The organism is Haemophilus sputorum CCUG 13788, from assembly GCF_000238795.1.
GTDB lineage: Bacteria > Pseudomonadota > Gammaproteobacteria > Enterobacterales > Pasteurellaceae > Haemophilus_A > Haemophilus_A sputorum.
This window is the reverse complement of record NZ_AFNK01000003.1, coordinates 67,474-86,057: the sequence shown is the minus strand read 5'-3', so window position 1 is coordinate 86,057 and position 18,584 is coordinate 67,474. Positions and strand designations below refer to the sequence as shown.

At 38.3% G+C, this 18,584-nt stretch carries 19 protein-coding genes; 6 read left to right on the top strand and 13 right to left on the bottom strand.

The features are described 5' to 3' along the window. Positions 1-152: 152 nt before the first annotated feature. Positions 153-989, top strand: a complete 837-nt coding sequence (locus HSP_RS0100910; protein ID WP_007523324.1) for a DUF5718 family protein — start codon at positions 153-155, stop codon at positions 987-989. Between the two features lie 109 nt (positions 990-1,098). Continuing rightward, on the top strand, positions 1,099-1,947 hold the full coding sequence (locus HSP_RS0100905; RefSeq protein ID WP_007523362.1) for a DNA ligase: 849 nt from the start codon (positions 1,099-1,101) through the stop codon (positions 1,945-1,947). A gap of 40 nt (positions 1,948-1,987) precedes the next feature. On the opposite strand, the gene cysZ is transcribed toward HSP_RS0100905, so the two are convergent. Then, positions 1,988-2,860 carry a sulfate transporter CysZ gene (gene cysZ / locus HSP_RS0100900; RefSeq protein WP_007523317.1) on the bottom strand — a complete coding sequence of 291 codons (873 nt, stop codon included), beginning with the start codon at positions 2,858-2,860 and terminating at the stop codon, positions 1,988-1,990. A 109-nt stretch (positions 2,861-2,969) separates the two neighbouring features. On the opposite strand from cysZ, the gene zipA reads away from it, so the two are divergent. Next, positions 2,970-3,869 carry a cell division protein ZipA gene (gene zipA, locus HSP_RS0100895; RefSeq protein WP_007523392.1) on the top strand — a complete coding sequence of 300 codons (900 nt, stop codon included), beginning with the start codon at positions 2,970-2,972 and terminating at the stop codon, positions 3,867-3,869. Positions 3,870-3,932: 63 nt separating this feature from the next. Then, positions 3,933-5,960 (top strand): NAD-dependent DNA ligase LigA, encoded by a 2,028-nt coding sequence (ligA, locus tag HSP_RS0100890; RefSeq protein WP_007523337.1) that lies wholly within the window; start codon positions 3,933-3,935, stop codon positions 5,958-5,960. Between the two features lie 58 nt (positions 5,961-6,018). Here ligA and HSP_RS0100885 read toward each other — a convergent pair whose 3' ends face one another. The 10 genes from HSP_RS0100885 to ilvG all read right to left on the bottom strand — a co-directional run bounded on the left by HSP_RS0100885 (position 6,019) and on the right by ilvG (position 14,811). After that, positions 6,019-7,254 carry a tetratricopeptide repeat protein gene (locus HSP_RS0100885; RefSeq protein WP_007523364.1) on the bottom strand — a complete coding sequence of 412 codons (1,236 nt, stop codon included), beginning with the start codon at positions 7,252-7,254 and terminating at the stop codon, positions 6,019-6,021. 38 nt (positions 7,255-7,292) lie between these two features. Then, positions 7,293-7,613: a hypothetical protein gene (locus tag HSP_RS11310; RefSeq protein WP_029494962.1), complete on the bottom strand. Its 321-nt coding sequence runs from the start codon at positions 7,611-7,613 to the stop codon at positions 7,293-7,295. 62 nt (positions 7,614-7,675) lie between these two features. After that, positions 7,676-8,011 carry a glycosyltransferase family 25 protein gene (locus HSP_RS0100875; RefSeq protein WP_007523357.1) on the bottom strand — a complete coding sequence of 112 codons (336 nt, stop codon included), beginning with the start codon at positions 8,009-8,011 and terminating at the stop codon, positions 7,676-7,678. A gap of 93 nt (positions 8,012-8,104) precedes the next feature. Then, entirely contained in the window at positions 8,105-9,943 is a 1,839-nt protein-coding gene (gene ilvD / locus HSP_RS0100870) for a dihydroxy-acid dehydratase (protein WP_007523334.1), read from the bottom strand. A 183-nt stretch (positions 9,944-10,126) separates the two neighbouring features. Next, positions 10,127-10,624, bottom strand: a complete 498-nt coding sequence (locus HSP_RS0100865) for a hypothetical protein (protein ID WP_007523339.1) — start codon at positions 10,622-10,624, stop codon at positions 10,127-10,129. Between the two features lie 68 nt (positions 10,625-10,692). After that, positions 10,693-11,415, bottom strand: a complete 723-nt coding sequence (locus HSP_RS0100860; protein WP_010128177.1) for a hypothetical protein — start codon at positions 11,413-11,415, stop codon at positions 10,693-10,695. A 139-nt stretch (positions 11,416-11,554) separates the two neighbouring features. Next, positions 11,555-12,160, bottom strand: coding sequence for a hypothetical protein (locus HSP_RS0100855; RefSeq protein WP_007523341.1), 606 nt, complete (start codon positions 12,158-12,160; stop codon positions 11,555-11,557). A gap of 68 nt (positions 12,161-12,228) precedes the next feature. Then, complete coding sequence (locus HSP_RS0100850; protein WP_007523376.1) at positions 12,229-12,465, bottom strand: hypothetical protein; 237 nt, start codon at positions 12,463-12,465, stop codon at positions 12,229-12,231. A 470-nt stretch (positions 12,466-12,935) separates the two neighbouring features. Beyond that, positions 12,936-13,154 carry an acetolactate synthase 2 small subunit gene (gene ilvM / locus HSP_RS0100845; RefSeq protein WP_007523401.1) on the bottom strand — a complete coding sequence of 73 codons (219 nt, stop codon included), beginning with the start codon at positions 13,152-13,154 and terminating at the stop codon, positions 12,936-12,938. A 1-nt stretch (position 13,155) separates the two neighbouring features. After that, positions 13,156-14,811 carry an acetolactate synthase 2 catalytic subunit gene (gene ilvG, locus HSP_RS0100840; RefSeq protein ID WP_007523385.1) on the bottom strand — a complete coding sequence of 552 codons (1,656 nt, stop codon included), beginning with the start codon at positions 14,809-14,811 and terminating at the stop codon, positions 13,156-13,158. Between the two features lie 209 nt (positions 14,812-15,020). Here ilvG and tyrS point away from each other — a divergent pair, with 209 nt between their 5' ends. Both tyrS and cysK read left to right on the top strand, forming a co-directional pair. Then, positions 15,021-16,211 (top strand): tyrosine--tRNA ligase, encoded by a 1,191-nt coding sequence (gene tyrS / locus HSP_RS0100835; protein WP_007523328.1) that lies wholly within the window; start codon positions 15,021-15,023, stop codon positions 16,209-16,211. 189 nt (positions 16,212-16,400) lie between these two features. Continuing rightward, a complete protein-coding gene (gene cysK, locus HSP_RS0100830) occupies positions 16,401-17,348 on the top strand; it encodes a cysteine synthase A (protein WP_007523329.1) in 948 nt (315 codons plus the stop codon). Between the two features lie 64 nt (positions 17,349-17,412). Here the strand turns inward: cysK and HSP_RS11395 are convergent, their stop codons facing one another. Next, the gene (locus HSP_RS11395) at positions 17,413-17,556 is read right to left on the bottom strand and encodes a hypothetical protein (RefSeq protein ID WP_007523388.1); all 144 of its coding nucleotides are present in this window, start codon (positions 17,554-17,556) and stop codon (positions 17,413-17,415) included. Positions 17,557-17,687: 131 nt separating this feature from the next. Then, positions 17,688-18,506 (bottom strand): transferrin-binding protein-like solute binding protein, encoded by an 819-nt coding sequence (locus HSP_RS0100820; RefSeq protein WP_007523384.1) that lies wholly within the window; start codon positions 18,504-18,506, stop codon positions 17,688-17,690. Between the last annotated feature and the right edge of the window lie 78 nt (positions 18,507-18,584).

Genomic DNA, 18,584 nt, shown 5'->3' with positions numbered 1-18,584 from the left:
ACCATTTGTTGATTTTCTAAACGCCTCGATTAAATTGCTATCATTTTTTGCTATTTTCTTCATCACTTTCCTTTAATGATGCTTTCGGATTGTTTTTCTAAACTATAACTATTAAAGTAGCAGCTATCGTTTAAAACTACTTGAGGTAATTTATGATTCCTAAAAATTTCATTGGATTAGGCGTGGCAGGCAATTTTGCAGGTCATCTAGAACAAGCAGGTGAAGCTGCTGACTTTCTACAAGTCAAAACTGAAGAAGCAATTCAGCCCAAAGCTATCTTCCCTTTCTATGTTCCAAGTGAAACACTTTCTTCAACTGAACAATTTCTTTCTACTTATCCTTTATCTCACGATACCATCGCCTTCCCTCAAGATGCAGATAATTTGCAAATAGAACCTGAAGTCGCTCTTATTTGTGAAATTCATTATCAAGATGGACAAGTTCGCGAACTCAAACCAACCCATTTTGCCGCTTATAATGACTGCTCTATTCGCCGTCCGAATGCACGTAAAATTTGTGAAAAGAAAAACTGGGGAGAAAATTCTAAAGGAATTTCTGCCACACAGATTGCTTTAGATAAATTTGAGCAAGGTGGCGTATTAGATAATTATCATATTGCTTGCTTCCATAAACGCAATGGCGTACTTAATACTTATGGCGAAGATAGCCCTGCAGCAAGTTATAGTTATTTTCATCAAAAATTATTAAATTGGATTATTGATAAAATGAATCATCAACCTGATCAAGGTCCGATGAATCATATTGCAGAGTTGATTAAGCAATCTCATCAACCTGCTCATGCAATTATTAGTATTGGGGCAACCCGTTATACTCCATTTGGTGAAACCAATTTCTTACAAGTTGGTGATACCAGTATTGTGGTTGTATATGATGCAATGAAATATACCCACGACCAAATTGTTGAAATGGCAGAGAAAGAAGTGTTTTCTGAAGTGGGGATCTCAGCTTTAGTTCAAAAAGTGGTTTAGTCACAAGCGGTCAATTTTCTGATGATTTTTGCGATCTCATTCGAAAATTTCGTGATGTAATCTGATTTTCGTGATGACTTCTTTTATAGTGCTTCCATTTGGAGGCACTATGTTTAAATGGTCGTTTCATTTTCTTTTTTCTCTTCTTTTTATACCGCTTATCACGATTGCCAAAGCACCTGATTTAATGCTTTTACAAGAATACAAAAATCAGGATATTTCCGGCTGGGTGATGAGTGAGAAGCTTGATGGTGTTCGTGCCTACTGGGATGGTAAGCAACTTATCAGCCGTCAAGGGAATCCTTTCAATCCCCCTGATTATTTTCTCCAACATTTTCCACCTTTTGCAATTGATGGCGAGCTTTTTAGTGAGCGAGGAAAATTTGAAGAAATTTCTAGCATTGTCCGCTCGGCTGAGCCTAAAGGATGGTATAAACTAAAATTGTACGTTTTTGATGTGCCAAATGCGCAAGGAAATTTATTTGAACGACTAGCCAGTTTAGAACAATACTTAATGGCTAATCCAGCCACACATATTCAAATTATTCCGCAAATTCCGATTCAAAATACGCAACACTTACAACAGTTTTATCAATCTATATTAACTCAACAAGGCGAAGGAATTGTAATGCGTAACCCGCAAGCGGGCTATATTCATGGTCGTTCAGCTCAAATTCTTAAATTGAAACCTGTCCATGATGAAGAATGTACGGTAATTGCACATCATATAGGGAAAGGAAAATATGCAGATAAACTGGGCGCGATTAGCTGTGAAAACCAGCGTGGACGTTTTCGTATTGGTTCAGGTTTTAAAGATAAAGAAAGAGAAAATCCGCCACCGATTGGAGCAGTCATCACTTATCAATATCGTGGATTAACCAATCAAGGTAAACCTCGGTTTGCGACCTTTGTCAGAATAAGAGAAGAGAAAATAACAAGCGGTCAGATTTCTGAATAAATTTGCAAAAAATGCGCAAAACTCCACCGCTTGTTGAAAATTAAGAACGAATATCGTTGCTGCTTTGGCGAACCTCTCGCCCCTTCACATGAGGACTAACAGCACTTCCTTTCGCTTTTGAGAAAGTATAATCTGCACCAGTAAACTCATCGGTTGGATTATTTAAAAAGAAGTTTCGATACTCTGCAACCCACATTGCTGTTGCACCACAAACGGCAACGGGCATCACAACTAAATTCAGAAAAGGAATCATCGTAAATAGCGTGACTAACGTACCAAAACTGTAATTCATCCATTTATTCTGAGCAAGCGCATTGCGCATACGAGAAAACGCAATTTTGTGATTATCAAATGGATAGTCGCAATATTGAATAGCGATCATCCAAGCACTAAAAATAAAAGCAATAATCGGTGCAACGGTTTGCCCTAATAATGGCACAAAGCCTAAAAGAAATATGGCAATTAAACGAGGAAGACTATATAGCATTTTTAACCATTCTCGTTTGAGCATACGCGGCACATCTTTGATTACCTCTTGAAAGCTCATTTCGCCTAAACTTTCACCAGTTAATTGCAGTTCCACTTTCTCAGCTAAAAGGGCATTAAATGGCGCTGCAACAAAGTTTGCCATGGTAGTGAATGCAAAATAAAAGCCCATCAATAACAGTACAAAAATCAGCGGTACTAATACTACGCTTAACCACTCTAACCAAGAAGGCAGCAACAGATTTAGCCAATCGCCAACGTTAGCAAAAAATACCCAAACTAACCCAATCATTAAGATCATATTGATTAGAACAGGAAAAATTACAAACGGCAAAAACTGACGTTGGCACAATAACTGCCAGCCATGCACAAAATAATGGAAGCCCATTCCAATCTGATTTTGTGTTTTAGAAAAAGCCGAAGACATTAAAGATCCTTAAATTATCTAAATTTTGAATGAAAATATGGTAAGCTATGTACGTTTTTTTCGCAAATAACGAAGATTAAATTTTTGTAGAGATTCGTAAGAGGACATTATGGAGCTTCATATTCTTTTCTTTATTTTAGCCGGCATTTTAATTGCAATTTTGCTCGGCTTTAGTGTTTGGTCGGCACGCCGTGAGAAATCGCGTGTTTTTTCCAATACTTTTTCAACACGCCCACCAGCGCAACCGATCAAGCAAGATCCAATTGGTGATATTCCAGCAAGCCTTAATATCAATAATCAGTACCAGCCAGTTGCACAGAATGAACCAGCGCCAGCTACTGATCAATACTATACACAACAAAACTATCAGCAAGAAAGCTATCCTCAAGAAGAAGTAGAAAATGCGGTAAGTGCCATTAAAATTAACATTCCTGGCCAAACTGAGGCACAACCGCAAATGCAATCTCAGCCAACGCAATACCACTCTACGCATGCAACAACGATGCAGCCAACTTTTGAACAAAGCATACCAGAAAGTATTACACCTGCTTCGCAACCTGAAACGGCACCAGAAATGCAACCAATTGCTGAACAAGCGCCTGAATATCGTGTAGCAGAAAATGGTATCGCTAGCCTCTTTGTGGTTGCACCTGAAGGGCAACAATTCTTCGGCCACTACATCGTACAACACCTAGAAACACTAGGTTTCCAATATGGCGAATATAATATTTTCCATCGTCACCAACACGCAGATGACATTAACAGTCCAATTATGTTTAGCGTTGCGAATATGACTGCACCAGGGACTTTTGATCTAAATAAACTCGATCGTTTTATGACTGTAGGGCTTGTTATGTTTATGCATCTGCCTTCTGATATTGCAAAAATGAAATCAATGATTAGCGCAGCCGAAGGCTTAGCACAATTATTAGGTGGTTTTGTATTAGACGAACATCAAAATCTTTTTGATGAAAATGCGCGCCATGCTTACTTGAAATGCGTGCAATAATTTTGCAAAAGTGTTTTCAAATTAGACCGCTTGCAAGCGGTCTTTTTTATCGGAATTTTAACTATGACAGCTTCAAAAAAAGTAGATTTTAGCGACTTAGAAACCCTTCGCCAAACCTTACGCAAATACGAATATCATTACCATGTTTTAGATAATCCACTCGTACCAGATGCCGAATACGATCGGCTAATGAATGAACTGAAAAATCTTGAATGGCAACATCCAGAATGGATTACGCCAGACTCTCCAACACAACGAGTTGGTGCCAAACCACTAGAAGGCTTTGCACAAATTACGCATGAATTACCAATGCTCTCTCTAGACAACGCTTTTTCAGATGAAGAACTTGATAGCTTCTTACGCCGTATTGAAAACCTGATTGCACAAGATCCGGAAAAAATAATGTTCTGTTGTGAGCCCAAGCTAGATGGCTTGGCCGTCAGCATTCTCTATGAGAATGGTTCATTAGTGCAAGCAGCAACTCGTGGTGATGGCACAACAGGCGAAGATATTACGGCGAATATTCGTACTATTCGCAACATTCCGCTTAAGCTTAATTTGGAAAATCCTCCTGCACGTTTAGAAGTACGTGGCGAAGTTTTCATGCCACAGAAAGGTTTTAATATTTTAAACGAACGTGCTCTTGAAAAAGGAGAAAAAACCTTTGCAAACCCTCGTAATGCCGCAGCTGGTTCTTTACGTCAATTAGATCCAAAAGTGACACGCCAACGCCCATTAGAGCTCAATGCGTATAGTATTGGTATTTATGAATCTGATGATGAACTGCCTTCTACCCATTATGATCGTCTTCAATGGTTAAAAAGCATTGGTATCCCAGTAAATGGAGAAATTCGTTTAGCAACAGGACGTGAAGAGTTGCTTAAGTTTTATGCTGAAATCCAAAGTAAGCGTCCAAATTTAGGCTATGATATTGATGGTACTGTGCTGAAAGTCAATGATATTGCCTTGCAAGAACAACTTGGTTTTATATCTCGTTCACCACGCTGGGCAATTGCATATAAATTCCCTGCACAAGAAGAAATGACGGTGCTTAACGATGTAGAATTCCAAGTTGGACGCACTGGCGCCATTACACCTGTAGCAAAATTAGAGCCTGTTTTTGTTGCAGGAGTCACGGTTAGCAATGCCACATTACACAACGGTGATGAAATTGAGCGTTTAGGCGTGGTAATTGGTGATACCGTCATTATTCGCCGTGCGGGAGATGTTATTCCACAAATTATCGGGGTAGTGAAAGAACGCCGTCCAGAAAATGCAAAAAAAATTCATTTTCCGACCGCTTGTCCAGTTTGTCAGTCCGCTGTTATTCGGATTGAAGGTGAAGCTGTTGCGCGCTGTACAGGAGGATTATTCTGCGCTGCGCAACGCAAAGAAGCCCTTAAACACTTTGTTTCACGTAAAGCGATGGATATCGATGGCGTAGGCGAAAAACTAATTGAACAGTTGATGGCGAGAGAGCTTATTCATACCCCAGCAGATCTCTTCAAGCTTGATTTAACTAGTCTAATGCGCTTAGAACGTATGGGAGAAAAATCGGCCCAAAATGCACTTAATAGCATAGAAAAATCAAAAAGCACCACCCTCGCACGCTTTCTTTATGCATTAGGAATTCGCGAAGTGGGAGAAGCAACTGCACTGAACTTAGCTAATCATTTTGGTACTTTAGCAGCCATTCGAGAAGCAAATCTTGAAACGCTGATTCAAGTGCAAGATGTTGGTGAAGTTGTCGCAAATCATATTTTCCGCTTCTGGCAAGAACCGCATAATGTTGAGGTTGTTGAAGATCTAATCAAGCAAGGCGTTCACTGGCAGGATGTGGTACAAGTTGAAATTGCAGATAATCCACTCAAAAATAAAAACGTGGTATTAACAGGCACACTGACTCAACTTACCCGTGATGAAGCCAAAGCCTTATTACAAAGCTTAGGCTGCAAAGTTTCTGGTTCAGTTTCTAGCAAAACAGATTATCTCATTGCAGGAGAAAAGGCTGGCTCAAAACTGACTAAAGCGCAAGAATTAGGCATTACAGTATTAAGTGAGCAAGATTTTGTGAATTTAATTAAAGCTTAATCATTAAAACATATAGAACAAGGAAATCAGATATTTCACTTGTTCTATATGTTTACAGTTAGTCTATAATTTGTTCAATATCAATTCTTGCTAATCCCTGAGAAAACGCAAATCCATAACGTCTTGGAATTGAAGCATTGAAGCTTCCATTCTTAACCCTATCTTCATAACTACACACTTTAAACTCAGGCACACGAATAAATGAATAATCAGGATTTACTAAAGGTGAAACTTGAGAATATAGTGTCCATCTGATCTTACTTCGATCTTTATAAGAAGTTTCTGCATTAAATACAGAAGCCCCCTCACAATGTGCAATTTGATAGCTTGGTTCAAAATGACCTGGAAAAGGTTTAGGATTACAGAAATTAAATACTCTATCATGCGCTAACAAATCTTGGCGAATATATCCCCATAATTCTTCTGCAAGGAAATCTTGATCTGCAAAATGGCTAGAATCGTATCCTCTATCAATAAAACGTTGAATTCTCTGTTGCATATCTGGTACAGCTCCTGCTTTTGCTCCCCACATTCCTGCAAGAATCAACGCTGTATGAGAACCAGAATCACGCATAGTATGAAATGCTCGGCCACTTTCTATCCATTCTGCAACAGCCATAGCTTCTCGATGGGAAATCACCGAATCCGCATCACGAAAAATAACATATTCCGCTTCCGGATCATTGATAGCAATAAAACGCCACATTGGGCCAGGCCATTTATCTAACGGCTCACTAATATTGATGACTTCAGCGCCATTATTTTTTAGTCTTTGAATAGCTGTCTCTGAAACCGAGTCATCCACATAAAAACGGCAGATCCAGCCTGGAAATAAAATTGGGGAAACTTGCGTATTTAATATGGCTGGTTCCACATATTTTGAATTATTCCCAAATAATGAAAAAGAAATAATACGTTTACTGCCTTTAGGGCAAGAAGCTGGTATCATTTCCTGGTCAGGTACAGGTATTGCCTTATCCTTGAGCGTTAAAGAAAGGTGTCCATAAAAACCTGCTCGTTCCCAATTCGATATACCGCCATAGGCATGAGCAAGTAAATCTAAGGCTGGAATATAACTATCATTTAACTTTAATGTTTCTAATTCAGCATTAATAGCATCTTCCCACTTTAATTGCTGAAGATAAACATATGCAATTTTATGTGAATACTCAGGATTCTGGGGATCAAGAAGGCATAGTGTTTCTGCTAGCTTTAATGCCCCCTCATAATCTTGTTCTTTAATTAAAGAAACATAATTTTTTTCAAGTGTATTTTGAATTTCAATATCCTTCATAAGAAAATAATAACCTTAGTAAACTGAACATGATAGCATTAACTTCCTTCAGAACATCCCTGTCTTTGCATCTCTCTTTCTTCTTCTAGATCAGAAGGAAAATTATCTTGAACATAACCCAATAATGGCAAACACATCATCATATTTTCAGGATTACAAAATTTAGTAAACCCATCTGCTAGCCAATATGGTTTTTTGGTTTTTAGTTTTTGCATAATGGCTTGTGTAAGTGATTTTCTTATTAAATATAAAGCGGAACCTGTATTATTATAAGAAGCATCCAATCCCGTAGCTATTGATTTACTTAAAGAAATATTTCCACTTCCTGTAAACAAATTACTCTCACGATAAGACAACATCTGTAATTTAACTAATTCAACATGTGTATCTTCAAGAACTTTAGTAATATCTGATACTACACTTAAAAATGTTGATGGTGTATTTTTTCAATCGGTAACAATGTAACATCATCTTCAGCAATTAAACAAAATTCATCTTCGTCAATAGATTCATCTAAAGCAATTAATTGCCAACATTTAATGTGTGAAAGAGTACAAGCAATTTCTCCCATTGTTGGGCCACGAGGTATCATTCGGGTAAATGTTGCCACATCAAAAAAGAATTCTTTATTGCCAATAATATCTAACACCTTCCTATCAACAGCAGACACTTTTTGAAAAATTTCACTTCCTGGTTGTTGGTAAAAATGAGTGAGTCTTTCAGGCTGCCTATCTAAATTTATTACATATCCTTTCATTGTAGATCCTTAAAAATTTATAAAAACAAATTTCTCTTATCTAAAAAGATGCGTAGATATTAAATCCACGCATCTCATTAGTTTATGAAAATTTTACTTTAATAGACTTTTATCACGCACTGCACCTTTATCCGCAGATGTCGCAAAGTGACCAAATACTTTTAATGCAAAGGATACTTCACGTTCACGGTGAGCTGGTTGCCAGCCTTTGGCATCTTGCTCGGTACGGCGTTTTGCTAATTCTTCATCGCTGATTTTAAGGTTAATGGAGCGATTTGGAATGTCGATTTCGATAATATCGTCATTATGTACTAAACCGATGGCACCGCCAGAAGCGGCTTCAGGAGAGGCATGACCAATAGATAAACCAGATGTACCGCCAGAGAATCGACCATCTGTTAATAAAGCACATTTTTTACCTAAGCCCATCGATTTTAAGTAGCTGGTTGGATACAACATTTCTTGCATACCTGGGCCGCCTTTTGGACCTTCGTAGCGGATTACTACTACATGGCCTTCTTTCACTTTACCGCCTAAAATGCCAGCTACTGCATCTTCTTGGCTTTCAAATACGATAGCACGTCCAGTGAATTTCCAGATAGACTCATCTACACCTGCCGTTTTTACGATACAGCCGTCTTTAGCGATGTTACCAAACAATACCGCTAGACCGCCTTCTTGAGAAATTGCATTTTCTTTGTTACGAATACAACCGCCTACACGGTCATCATCTACGCTATCCCAACGGCAATCTTGCGAGAAGGCTTGTGTGGTGCGAATACCAGCAGGGCCGGCACGGAAGAATTTGTGTAATTCTTCGTCTTTGTTACGAATAATATCGTATTGATTTAATTGTTCTTCTAGTGTTGTTCCTAACACGGTTTTAGTGTTGCGATGGATTAAACCAGCACGATCTAATTCACCCAATAAACCCATAATCCCACCCGCACGGTGCACATCTTCCATGTGGTATTTATTGGTGTTTGGCGCGATTTTGCTTAAGCAAGGGACAACGCGTGATAAGCGGTCAATATCTTCCATTTTGAAATCTATGCCTGCTTCTTGAGCTGCCGCTAATAAGTGTAAAACAGTGTTACTTGAACCACCCATCGCAATATCTAAGCTCATGGCATTTTCAAAGGCTTCAAAGGTACCGATTGAACGCGGTAAGACGCTTTCATCATCTTGTTCATAATAGCGTTTGCAAAGCTCAACAATTTGACGGCCAGCTTTTAAGAATAATTCTTTACGGTCAGCATGGGTCGCTAACATCGAGCCATTACCTGGTAAAGATAAACCTAATGCTTCGGTTAAGCAGTTCATTGAGTTAGCGGTGAACATGCCTGAGCAAGAACCACAAGTAGGGCAAGCACTTCGCTCAATCGCATCAATACGCTCATCGCTTACATTCGGATCTGCCGCTTCAATCATCGCATCTACTAAGTCTAAGCGAATAAGCTGATCAGATAATTTCGTTTTGCCCGCTTCCATTGGACCGCCTGAAACGAAGATAGTTGGAATGTTTAAACGCATTGCTGCCATTAACATTCCCGGGGTGATTTTGTCACAGTTGGAAATACACACCATCGCATCAGCACAGTGAGCATTAACCATATATTCCACGCTATCTGCGATTAAATCACGGCTTGGTAAGGAATAAAGCATCCCACCGTGACCCATAGCAATACCGTCATCCACCGCAATAGTATTGAATTCTTTTGCTACGCCGCCGGCTTTTTCAATTTCAGCAGCAACCAGTTGTCCCATATCTTTTAAATGAACATGTCCTGGTACGAATTGGGTGAAAGAGTTCACCACCGCAATAATCGGTTTACCAAAGTCATTTTCTTTCATCCCTGTTGCACGCCATAAGGCACGTGCACCCGCCATATTACGACCTTGTGTACTGGTCGCTGAACGTAGTTTTGGCATAAATAATCTCTCCAAGTAGTAAATTTATTTTAATATTTGCAAAATATTAGCAAAGTTTAACCGCTTATTAGTTTAACTGTTAATGGTTTAGCGAATCTCTTTTTAGTTAAAATCATTAGCAATAGAAAAGAACGAATTTTACCTACCACCAAAGTTTAAGAAAAAACAGAGGGAACTAAAAAATTATTCATAACCTACAAGGTTAACTTCATCAGAAATATGTGGATTATAAACAATAACGTCCTTATCGATTTCACAACGATATTCTCTGCTTATAACTTGAATAAGCTCATTATTTTTAAAATAATATCCTTGCCATTCCCATCCTACATATCCTCCATAGGTATTCTTAGCATTAAAGCGAATGCATACTAAATAGCTAGGCTTAAAGTTGATTTTATAATATTCATCATTTGGCTGAGTATTACGTTCGTCAAGCTTTATCTCTACAAATTTTCTTGGTTTAGAAATGCTATCAATCATTAAGGATTTAGGATCAATAAGCGAACCATATAAGTGCTGAGCGATAACTTTTTCATAGTTTCTAGGAACAGCACCATAATCCAGTGCACGAATCTCATCCATCGTCACTGTTCTTGGCTTAATGATATGAGGTAACATACAGCTTGTTAATAGCGCACTAGATAAGAGTGATAACATGAATAAAGTACTTTTTTTCATATATTTTCCTTATTGAAAATAATCTATTTTTATTCATTTATTGTGAATAACTTCATTAATGAGATAACTTAACGGAATGGACATAAATCAATGAATCCACTTCGTTCATTCAGACAACCTATCATCGCAACCGGAATCCACAATGGAGCCGTTAAGATTATTAGTGGCGCCGTAAGTATATTTTCACCAGTGTCCGAAAGGCTATATGATTTACTGGTGGTATAAGTCGTACGATAAACTGTCGCCATAATAGGCTTTGTCAGTTTATATTTTGCTAGTAATTCATCACGATTTTTATATTCTTGGATAATGCCATCTGCCTTGTACGTTTTAATATAAAAAACATCAAGTTGAGATGAAATACCAAAATCTTCTTTTATCCCTTGTTTAACCTTGTCTTTTGCTTGAGATGCTTGTGTAAAGTTAAATTGACTGATTAGTTCATCCTGTTGTTTTTTCGTTAATTTATCTGCTTTAACAAGCACTTTTAAGAATGATGAAGCCCATTGCTTTTTATCCTCATCCAAATATATATAAAGTTCAGGTGATACTTTTTCTATTGATTTTGCATAGGGGCTATTAAGGAATGTCGATAAATTAGAAACATCTTGCCCTTTAAATTCAAAATTATCTTTATCAGTAAAAACAAAAAGCCTGCCATCTTGGCTAAACATAAACATCTGAATTGGTTCTTTACTTGACGTGACATGAGACTCTGTATTTTTATCTACAGAACATGCTGACAAACAAAATAATGAACATAGCATTATGAATGATAATAGTTTTTTCATTAAGTATTCCTTCTTGGAAATTATATATGCATCTTATTGGTCTACCCAAGTTTTGGCATAAATAATCTCTCCAAGTAGTAAATTTATTTTAATATTTGCAAAATATTAGCAAAGCTTAACCGCTTCCTAGGCTATTAAATTAGTTTTCATTCCCAGTTAAAAGTCCAAAAGGTGCTGCGATTATAGCAACTGGAATAAATAGCACCGCACCAACTGCTGCTCCAGTCATTAAAGCGCCAATAGTCGCACCTTCTTTCGTATCTTGCTTACTAAATTTGCGTTTAGTTGTTCGTGTAATTCTATATTCTACTAGTTCCGTAGTTAATGGTTTAGTTAAGCTTTTTTTAGCTAAAATTTCATTTTGGTTTTGAAGCTTAATTGTCTGTCCTTCTAGGTAAAAACTACTCTTACTACTAAATGGAGTCGGCTCAGGTTTATTGAAATCAAGAATTATCTCAGAATAAACCTTATTATTCTCAATATTTTGGTGAAGAGATAGTATTTCCGCAGATTTAAACAATTTCATTCTAGGGCCTTGTAGGGTGGCTATTAAGATTGCGGTATCTCTATCTTTAAACTCATAACTATTCTGTTCACCTATCGCATAAAGTTTATCGTTGGCAATAAAGAAAGAGCGTATAGTTTCAGGTTTACTTCCTACCTTTTCTTCGCTGAGTTGCAAATAATCCCTCGTACAGCTAGCTAAAAGAAACAATGTGCTAAGTAATAAAAATAGTTTTTTCATATATTTTCCTTATTTAAAATAATCTAGTTTTATTCATTTATTGTGAATAAATTCATTAATGAGATAACTTAACGAAACGGACATAAATCAATGAATCCACTTCGTTCATTCAGACAATCTATCATCGCAACTGGAAACCACAATAGTGCGGTTAAAATAGCTAGTGGGTTAATAGTTTTATCATCAGAATACGAAGAGCTATTAACTTTACTACCATAATATCGGTTCACTGTTGCCATAATCGGCTTACCAAAGTCATTTTCTTTCATCCCTGTTGCATGCCATAAGGCACGCGCCCCCGCCATATACGACCTTGTGTACTGGTCGCTGAACGTAGTTTTGGCATAAATAATCTCTCTAAGTAAATTTTTGTTAAAGTTTATTATGTTCTTTAATTTCTTCGTTAATTGATACTGCCAAATCTCCCCTACCCCTCTTTGCTAAAGAGGGGATTTTCTTTATAAATTTGCTGTCATCTGCCTAATTTATATCTGCCATATCAAAGTAGAACAATGATATAGAATCTCGCTCGTTCTTTCCCCCTCTTTAGCAAAGAGGGATAGGGGAGATTTGGCAGAAGATAATACGAAGAAATTATTTGATAAAATTAAGTTTATAAATGCGATTATTTAGATAAAGAGCCTACCAATTAAAATAAAAGTGCGGTCAGATTTAATAGTAGTTTTTAATTACATTTAAACTAAATTGCTCCATTAGCTATATCTACGCACTTGTAAACCATTTGTTTTGTATCGTATTGTCCTTCAAATTCTTTTTAAATAATATTTAAAACATCCGGCAGTTTCGCCAATTGATTCACCAACAAATCAAAAGTGCGGTCAGATTTTACAGTGATTTTTAACTGCACTTTGGTTTCTACCAATGCCATCTCCATATTAGTCACAGTGAAGCCGCGTAAACGAATAACGCGTAATACACGTTCTAAAACTTCTGGGCGATGTTGAGCGATCAAGTCAAAAGTATATTGGTTCATCTTAAATTTCCTCCAGCATATCTGTGTTGCATGCGCCTGGTGGCACTAATGGCCATACACATTCTTCAGGTGGAATGCATACTTGCAATAAATAGGCAGTTTCACTATTTAATAAACGATTAAGTGCCTCCTCCACGTCATCAGCGCGCTCAATGCGTTCAGCTGGAATATCAAAGGCTTTCGCTAACATCACGAAATCAGGGTTATCTTCTAGAATGGTTTCTGAACGGCGTTTGTTCCAGAAAAGGTCTTGCCATTGACGCACCATACCAAGACGTTGGTTATCTAACAGTAAAATTTTCACGGGTAATTTGCCGCGTTTGATTGAGCCTAATTCTTGAATGTTCATCATCAATGAACCATCGCCTGTCACCAAAATCACTTCATCATGAGGTCGTGCTTTTTTCGCACCTACCGCTGCAGGTAAACCAAATCCCATGGTGCCGAACCCCGCGGAGGTAATATAGTTTTCTGGTGCAAAATGACGCATATGTTGCGCAGACCACATTTGGTGTTGGCCAACATCGGTACAAATCACCGCATTTTGAGGTTTACGCTGAGAAAGTGTGTTGAGTAATGACCAAGGGTCAATTGGTCGATTACCTGCATTGTCGATATAAGTAAAATCGAGTTTAGCTTTCAGCGCTTGAATATGTGCACGCCAATCATCAATCGCAAGCGGGATACTTAAAGCTTCTAAGGCTTGAATTAAATCACCTTGAAGGGCGACATTTGCTACACGGAGTTTGTTGATTTCTGCCGCATCAATATCACAATGAATGACTTTAGCTTGTGGCGCAAAACTGTCTAATTTACCCGTCACGCGGTCGTCAAAACGCGCACCGCACACTAACAATAAATCACATTCGTGTACGGCAATGTTTGCTGGTCTTGTGCCGTGCATACCAATCATGCCCATATAAACGGGATCGGTTGGGTCAATTGAGCCTAAACCTTTCAATGTCGAAACAGATGGCATTTTGGTAATTTGTAGGAATTTTCTGACCGCTTGCGTTGCGTTTGCCATACCTACGCCACCACCGACATAAAGCACCGGTTTTTTCGCTTGTGCCAATAACGCTTTGGCTTCCGCTAATTTTAATTCTGAAAGTGCGGTTGGTTTTACGGTTGGTTTTACAATGGGTTTGATATGTTCGGGTACATCGCCGACTTGGATATTGCGAGGTACATCAATTAATACAGGGCCTGGTCTGCCACTTTGTGCAATTTGGAAAGCGGAAGCAATGATTTCAGGGAGTTCTTCAACAGATTGAACAATATAGCTGTGTTTGGTACACGCAAGGGATAAACCTAAAACATCGGCTTCTTGGAAAGCATCTGTACCGATAAGTGGTGCTGCTACTTGACCAGTAAACGCCACGATAGGTACAGAATCAGCAAAGGCGTCGCCTAAACCTGTTACTAAGTTGGTTGCACCTGGGCCTGACGTTGCGACACAAACGCCAACTTTACCCGTAGAGCGCGCATAACCAATTGCGGCTATTGCAGCACCTTGTTCATTACGGCAAAGGAGATGGTCAAGACCTGAGTCATAAATTGCATCGTAGGTTGGCATGATTGCCCCGCCTGGGTAGCCAAATAAATGCGTTACCCCCTGTGCTTTTAAGCTTTCAATGATTAAAGCTGCACCATTCATAATTTGTTATGTCCTTTTTTCTTTCCTGTAAAATAAGGGCATATTGATAGCACAATTTAATCTATATTAAAAGATAAAGCCCGAATAAAATTGTCGAACATTTTCCAATTTGAGAGAAATTGTACTGATTTGACGGAGTTTTCCGTGTCAATTTAGATTTAGCCCGTTATAATAAGCGCATTTTTGATATTAAATAAAAGGATACCGCAATGACGCAATCAATCGATCAGATCATCTCAGAACTGAAACGAGGTGTAGAAGATGTTTATTCAGAAGCTGATTTAGTTGAGAAACTTAAAGAAAATCGCCCATTACGCATTAAATTAGGCGCAGACCCAACTGCACCAGATATTCACTTAGGTCATACCGTGGTATTAAATAAACTTCGTCAATTCCAAAACTTTGGACACGAAGTCATCTTCTTAATCGGTGACTTTACTGCGACTGTAGGCGATCCATCAGGCAAAAATGCAACTCGTCCGCCACTTTCTCGTGAAGATGTACTGCGTAATGCTGAAACTTATAAAGAACAGATTTTCAAAATTCTTGACCCACAAAAAACCAAAATTGTATTCAACTCAGATTGGTTAGGTGAGCTAGGTACTGTAGGTATGATCCGCCTTGCATCTAACTATACGGTTGCGCGTATGCTGGAGCGTGATGACTTCAAAAAACGCTTTTCAAACCAACAACCGATTGCGATTCACGAATTTATCTATCCATTATTACAAGGTCATGACTCAGTACATTTAAGAGCTGACGTAGAACTAGGCGGTACAGACCAAACCTTCAACCTATTAATTGGTCGTGAATTACAAAAAGCTGACGGTCAAAAACCACAAGTCGCAATGACTTTACCATTATTAGTGGGTTTAGACGGCGAGAAAAAAATGTCTAAATCATTAGGGAACTACATTGGGGTTACTGAAGCACCTAGCGAAATGTTTGGTAAAATCATGTCAATTTCAGATGAATTAATGTGGGATTGGTACAACCTACTTTCATTCCGTCCATTAACAGAAATTGCACAATTAAAAGCTGATGTGGCTAATGGTAAAAACCCGCGCGATGTGAAGATTTTATTAGCTAAAGAAATTATTGCACGTTTCCATGATGAAGTCGCAGCAGATGCAGCCGAACAGGAATTTATCAACCGTTTCCAAAAAGGTGCCATTCCAGATGAAATGCCAGAATTTACCTTTGAAGGTGAAATGGGCTTAGCATCGCTTTTAAAAGAAGCAGGTTTAGTGCCATCAACCTCAGAAGCCATTCGCGCTGCACAACAAGGTGGCGTAAAAATTGATGGCGAAAAAGTAGAAGATGTGAAACAAACTGCACAAAAAGGGACTTTTGTTTATCAAGTTGGTAAACGTAAATTTGCACGTATTACGGTAAAATAATTTATTCTCATTGAGATAAGGCGAGTATAGCTCGCCTTATTTTTTGCAAAAATTTAACCAAAACTGACCGCTTGCATTCCGTTTTTATGCCTTTCAATTATATAAAATGATTTTTCTTTACTACCAATTTCGCTCAAACGCGCTATATTTCTCAGCACTTATTACTGAAATTATAAAAGGAATTCAGCCATGACAATTTATGCAGACAACTCATACACTATCGGAAATACGCCACTTGTTCGATTAAAACATTTTGGTCAAAACGGCAACTTATTAGTAAAAGTTGAATCTCGTAACCCAAGTTTTAGTGTGAAATGCCGTATTGGAGCCAATATGGTTTGGCAAGCAGAAAAAGACGGTATCTTAACCGCTGGCAAAGAAATTGTAGATGCCACCAGTGGTAACACAGGCGTAGCACTTGCTTATGTTGCGGCAGCTCGTGGCTATAAAATTACATTAACGATGCCAGAAACCATGAGTACCGAGCGTAAACGTTTATTACGTGGTTTAGGTGTGAATTTAGTTTTAACTGAAGGCTCAAAAGGAATGAAAGGGGCGATTGCTAAAGCCGAAGAAATTGTTGCGAGCGACCCAAGCCATTATGTTATGTTAAAACAATTTGAAAACCCTGCAAACCCAGCGATTCACCAGCAAACTACCGGCCCTGAAATTTGGGCAGCAACAGATGGCAATGTAGATTTTATCGTTGCTGGTGTCGGAACAGGCGGTACGATTACAGGTATTTCACGTTTTATTAAACAAGACAAAGGTAAGGCAATTACTTCTGTTGCCGTTGAACCAACTGAATCACCAGTCATTACACAAACCTTAAACGGTGAAGAAGTGAAACCAGGCCCACATAAAATTCAAGGCATTGGTGCAGGCTTTATTCCGAAAAACTTAGATTTATCACTTATCGACCGTGTAGAACGTGTTTCTAGTGAGGAAGCAATTAAAACTGCCCGCCGTGTTATGGCAGAAGAAGGGATTTTAGTGGGTATCTCCTCTGGTGCAGCGGTAGCAGCAGCTGATCGGATTGCAAAGCTCCCTGAAAATAAAGATAAAGTTATTGTAGCCATTCTTCCATCTGCTTCAGAGCGTTATTTAAGCACTGTTTTATTTGAAGGCATTGAATAATCTTTATTAAATCACTCCCACACAAAAGCGCTTATCAGCTTAGGCTAATAAGCGCTTTTCTTCTTTAATCCGTAATATCTGGCGTAACCGTATCAACTACATCCACCGCCGTACCAACCACACCACTAACGACTGACGTCACCAAACAGCTGCTTAACAAGCTTGTTGCAAATAATACCGCACAAATTTTCCTTAAAATTTGATGCAAAATTTATCCTTATTAGTTTCATTTTAGTGATAATTAGGTATGCATTGAATAATTAAGTTCAATGAAAAAGGCTAAGCTGTAAAAGATACAAACTTAGCCTTTATTCTAATGAATCTAATTAAATAACATTATTACTGTTTTTTAGCACCAAACGCACCAGTGAATTTATTCATTTTTTGGTAAACACCCGCCATTTCACTCGCATTTTCACCATAGAATTTACCTTTCACACTAACATCATCAATGAATCCACGTTTTTCAAAAGTATTTCCGTTAATCGTCGCAGAAATAGGTAAATAAGCTGTCTCAGTCTGCCCTTCTAATGTTGGGAGTTCTAAAGAACCTGTTATTTTCTTATTAGCGAAATCGACATCAAATAATGCATCACCACGGAATGAACCGTATTTCGCTTTAGTCTCTTGCTGAACCTCTTTAGAATGCTCTATTGTTAAAATATGTTGGCCTTTATAGTGCGCTTTACCCACAGTTGGTACATTTTCAGCAATAGTTTCCTTACCTTGAGCAAAGGCAACTACATCACTTTGTCTGATTGCTAGCCCTACACGAGCATGATTTAAGAAATCACTCACAATACGATTTGAACGATTATCTACAGAATCAGAAAGCCAACCGTTAGCTGATTTCATTGCTGGATCAATCAGCTGGATATCGGTTCCCCACACACTAATTGCATTGATATCATTGCTTGAGATATTGCTTGCAAACCCAAAGAAACCATTATAATAATGCCCCGTAATGGTATTTTTCGGTTTTTCTTCCGTTGGTTGGGATGGTTTTGTTTCTGATGTTGTTGGTTTCGTAGTTTGCGTTGCCGGTTGTTGAGCAGGCTGTGTTGGATGATTATCACCGCCACCGCTACCTCCGCCACTACCACAAGCAGCTAAAGCTAAGGTTAATAATGTGAGACTAAAGACTTTTTGTGTTTTCATGAGAACCTCTCTCCATAAATGATTGTTTCCTAATATATCATTCTAATGCTTTTTATCTATTTTGCAAAATCACTCGAA

Excerpts from the sequence above, each read along its gene's own strand:
- HSP_RS0100910 (WP_007523324.1), top strand. The coding sequence starts at position 153 with ATGATTCCTAAAAATTTCATTGGATTAGGCGTGGCAGGCAATTTTGCA.
- HSP_RS0100905 (WP_007523362.1), top strand. The coding sequence starts at position 1,099 with ATGTTTAAATGGTCGTTTCATTTTCTTTTTTCTCTTCTTTTTATACCG.
- cysZ (WP_007523317.1), bottom strand. The coding sequence starts at position 2,860 with ATGTCTTCGGCTTTTTCTAAAACACAAAATCAGATTGGAATGGGCTTC.
- zipA (WP_007523392.1), top strand. The coding sequence starts at position 2,970 with ATGGAGCTTCATATTCTTTTCTTTATTTTAGCCGGCATTTTAATTGCA.
- ligA (WP_007523337.1), top strand. The coding sequence starts at position 3,933 with ATGACAGCTTCAAAAAAAGTAGATTTTAGCGACTTAGAAACCCTTCGC.
- HSP_RS0100885 (WP_007523364.1), bottom strand. The coding sequence starts at position 7,254 with ATGAAGGATATTGAAATTCAAAATACACTTGAAAAAAATTATGTTTCT.
- HSP_RS11310 (WP_029494962.1), bottom strand. The coding sequence starts at position 7,613 with ATGTTGTCTTATCGTGAGAGTAATTTGTTTACAGGAAGTGGAAATATT.
- HSP_RS0100875 (WP_007523357.1), bottom strand. The coding sequence starts at position 8,011 with ATGAAAGGATATGTAATAAATTTAGATAGGCAGCCTGAAAGACTCACT.
- ilvD (WP_007523334.1), bottom strand. The coding sequence starts at position 9,943 with ATGCCAAAACTACGTTCAGCGACCAGTACACAAGGTCGTAATATGGCG.
- HSP_RS0100865 (WP_007523339.1), bottom strand. The coding sequence starts at position 10,624 with ATGAAAAAAAGTACTTTATTCATGTTATCACTCTTATCTAGTGCGCTA.
- HSP_RS0100860 (WP_010128177.1), bottom strand. The coding sequence starts at position 11,415 with ATGAAAAAACTATTATCATTCATAATGCTATGTTCATTATTTTGTTTG.
- HSP_RS0100855 (WP_007523341.1), bottom strand. The coding sequence starts at position 12,160 with ATGAAAAAACTATTTTTATTACTTAGCACATTGTTTCTTTTAGCTAGC.
- HSP_RS0100850 (WP_007523376.1), bottom strand. The coding sequence starts at position 12,465 with ATGGCGGGGGCGCGTGCCTTATGGCATGCAACAGGGATGAAAGAAAAT.
- ilvM (WP_007523401.1), bottom strand. The coding sequence starts at position 13,154 with ATGAACCAATATACTTTTGACTTGATCGCTCAACATCGCCCAGAAGTT.
- ilvG (WP_007523385.1), bottom strand. The coding sequence starts at position 14,811 with ATGAATGGTGCAGCTTTAATCATTGAAAGCTTAAAAGCACAGGGGGTA.
- tyrS (WP_007523328.1), top strand. The coding sequence starts at position 15,021 with ATGACGCAATCAATCGATCAGATCATCTCAGAACTGAAACGAGGTGTA.
- cysK (WP_007523329.1), top strand. The coding sequence starts at position 16,401 with ATGACAATTTATGCAGACAACTCATACACTATCGGAAATACGCCACTT.
- HSP_RS0100820 (WP_007523384.1), bottom strand. The coding sequence starts at position 18,506 with ATGAAAACACAAAAAGTCTTTAGTCTCACATTATTAACCTTAGCTTTA.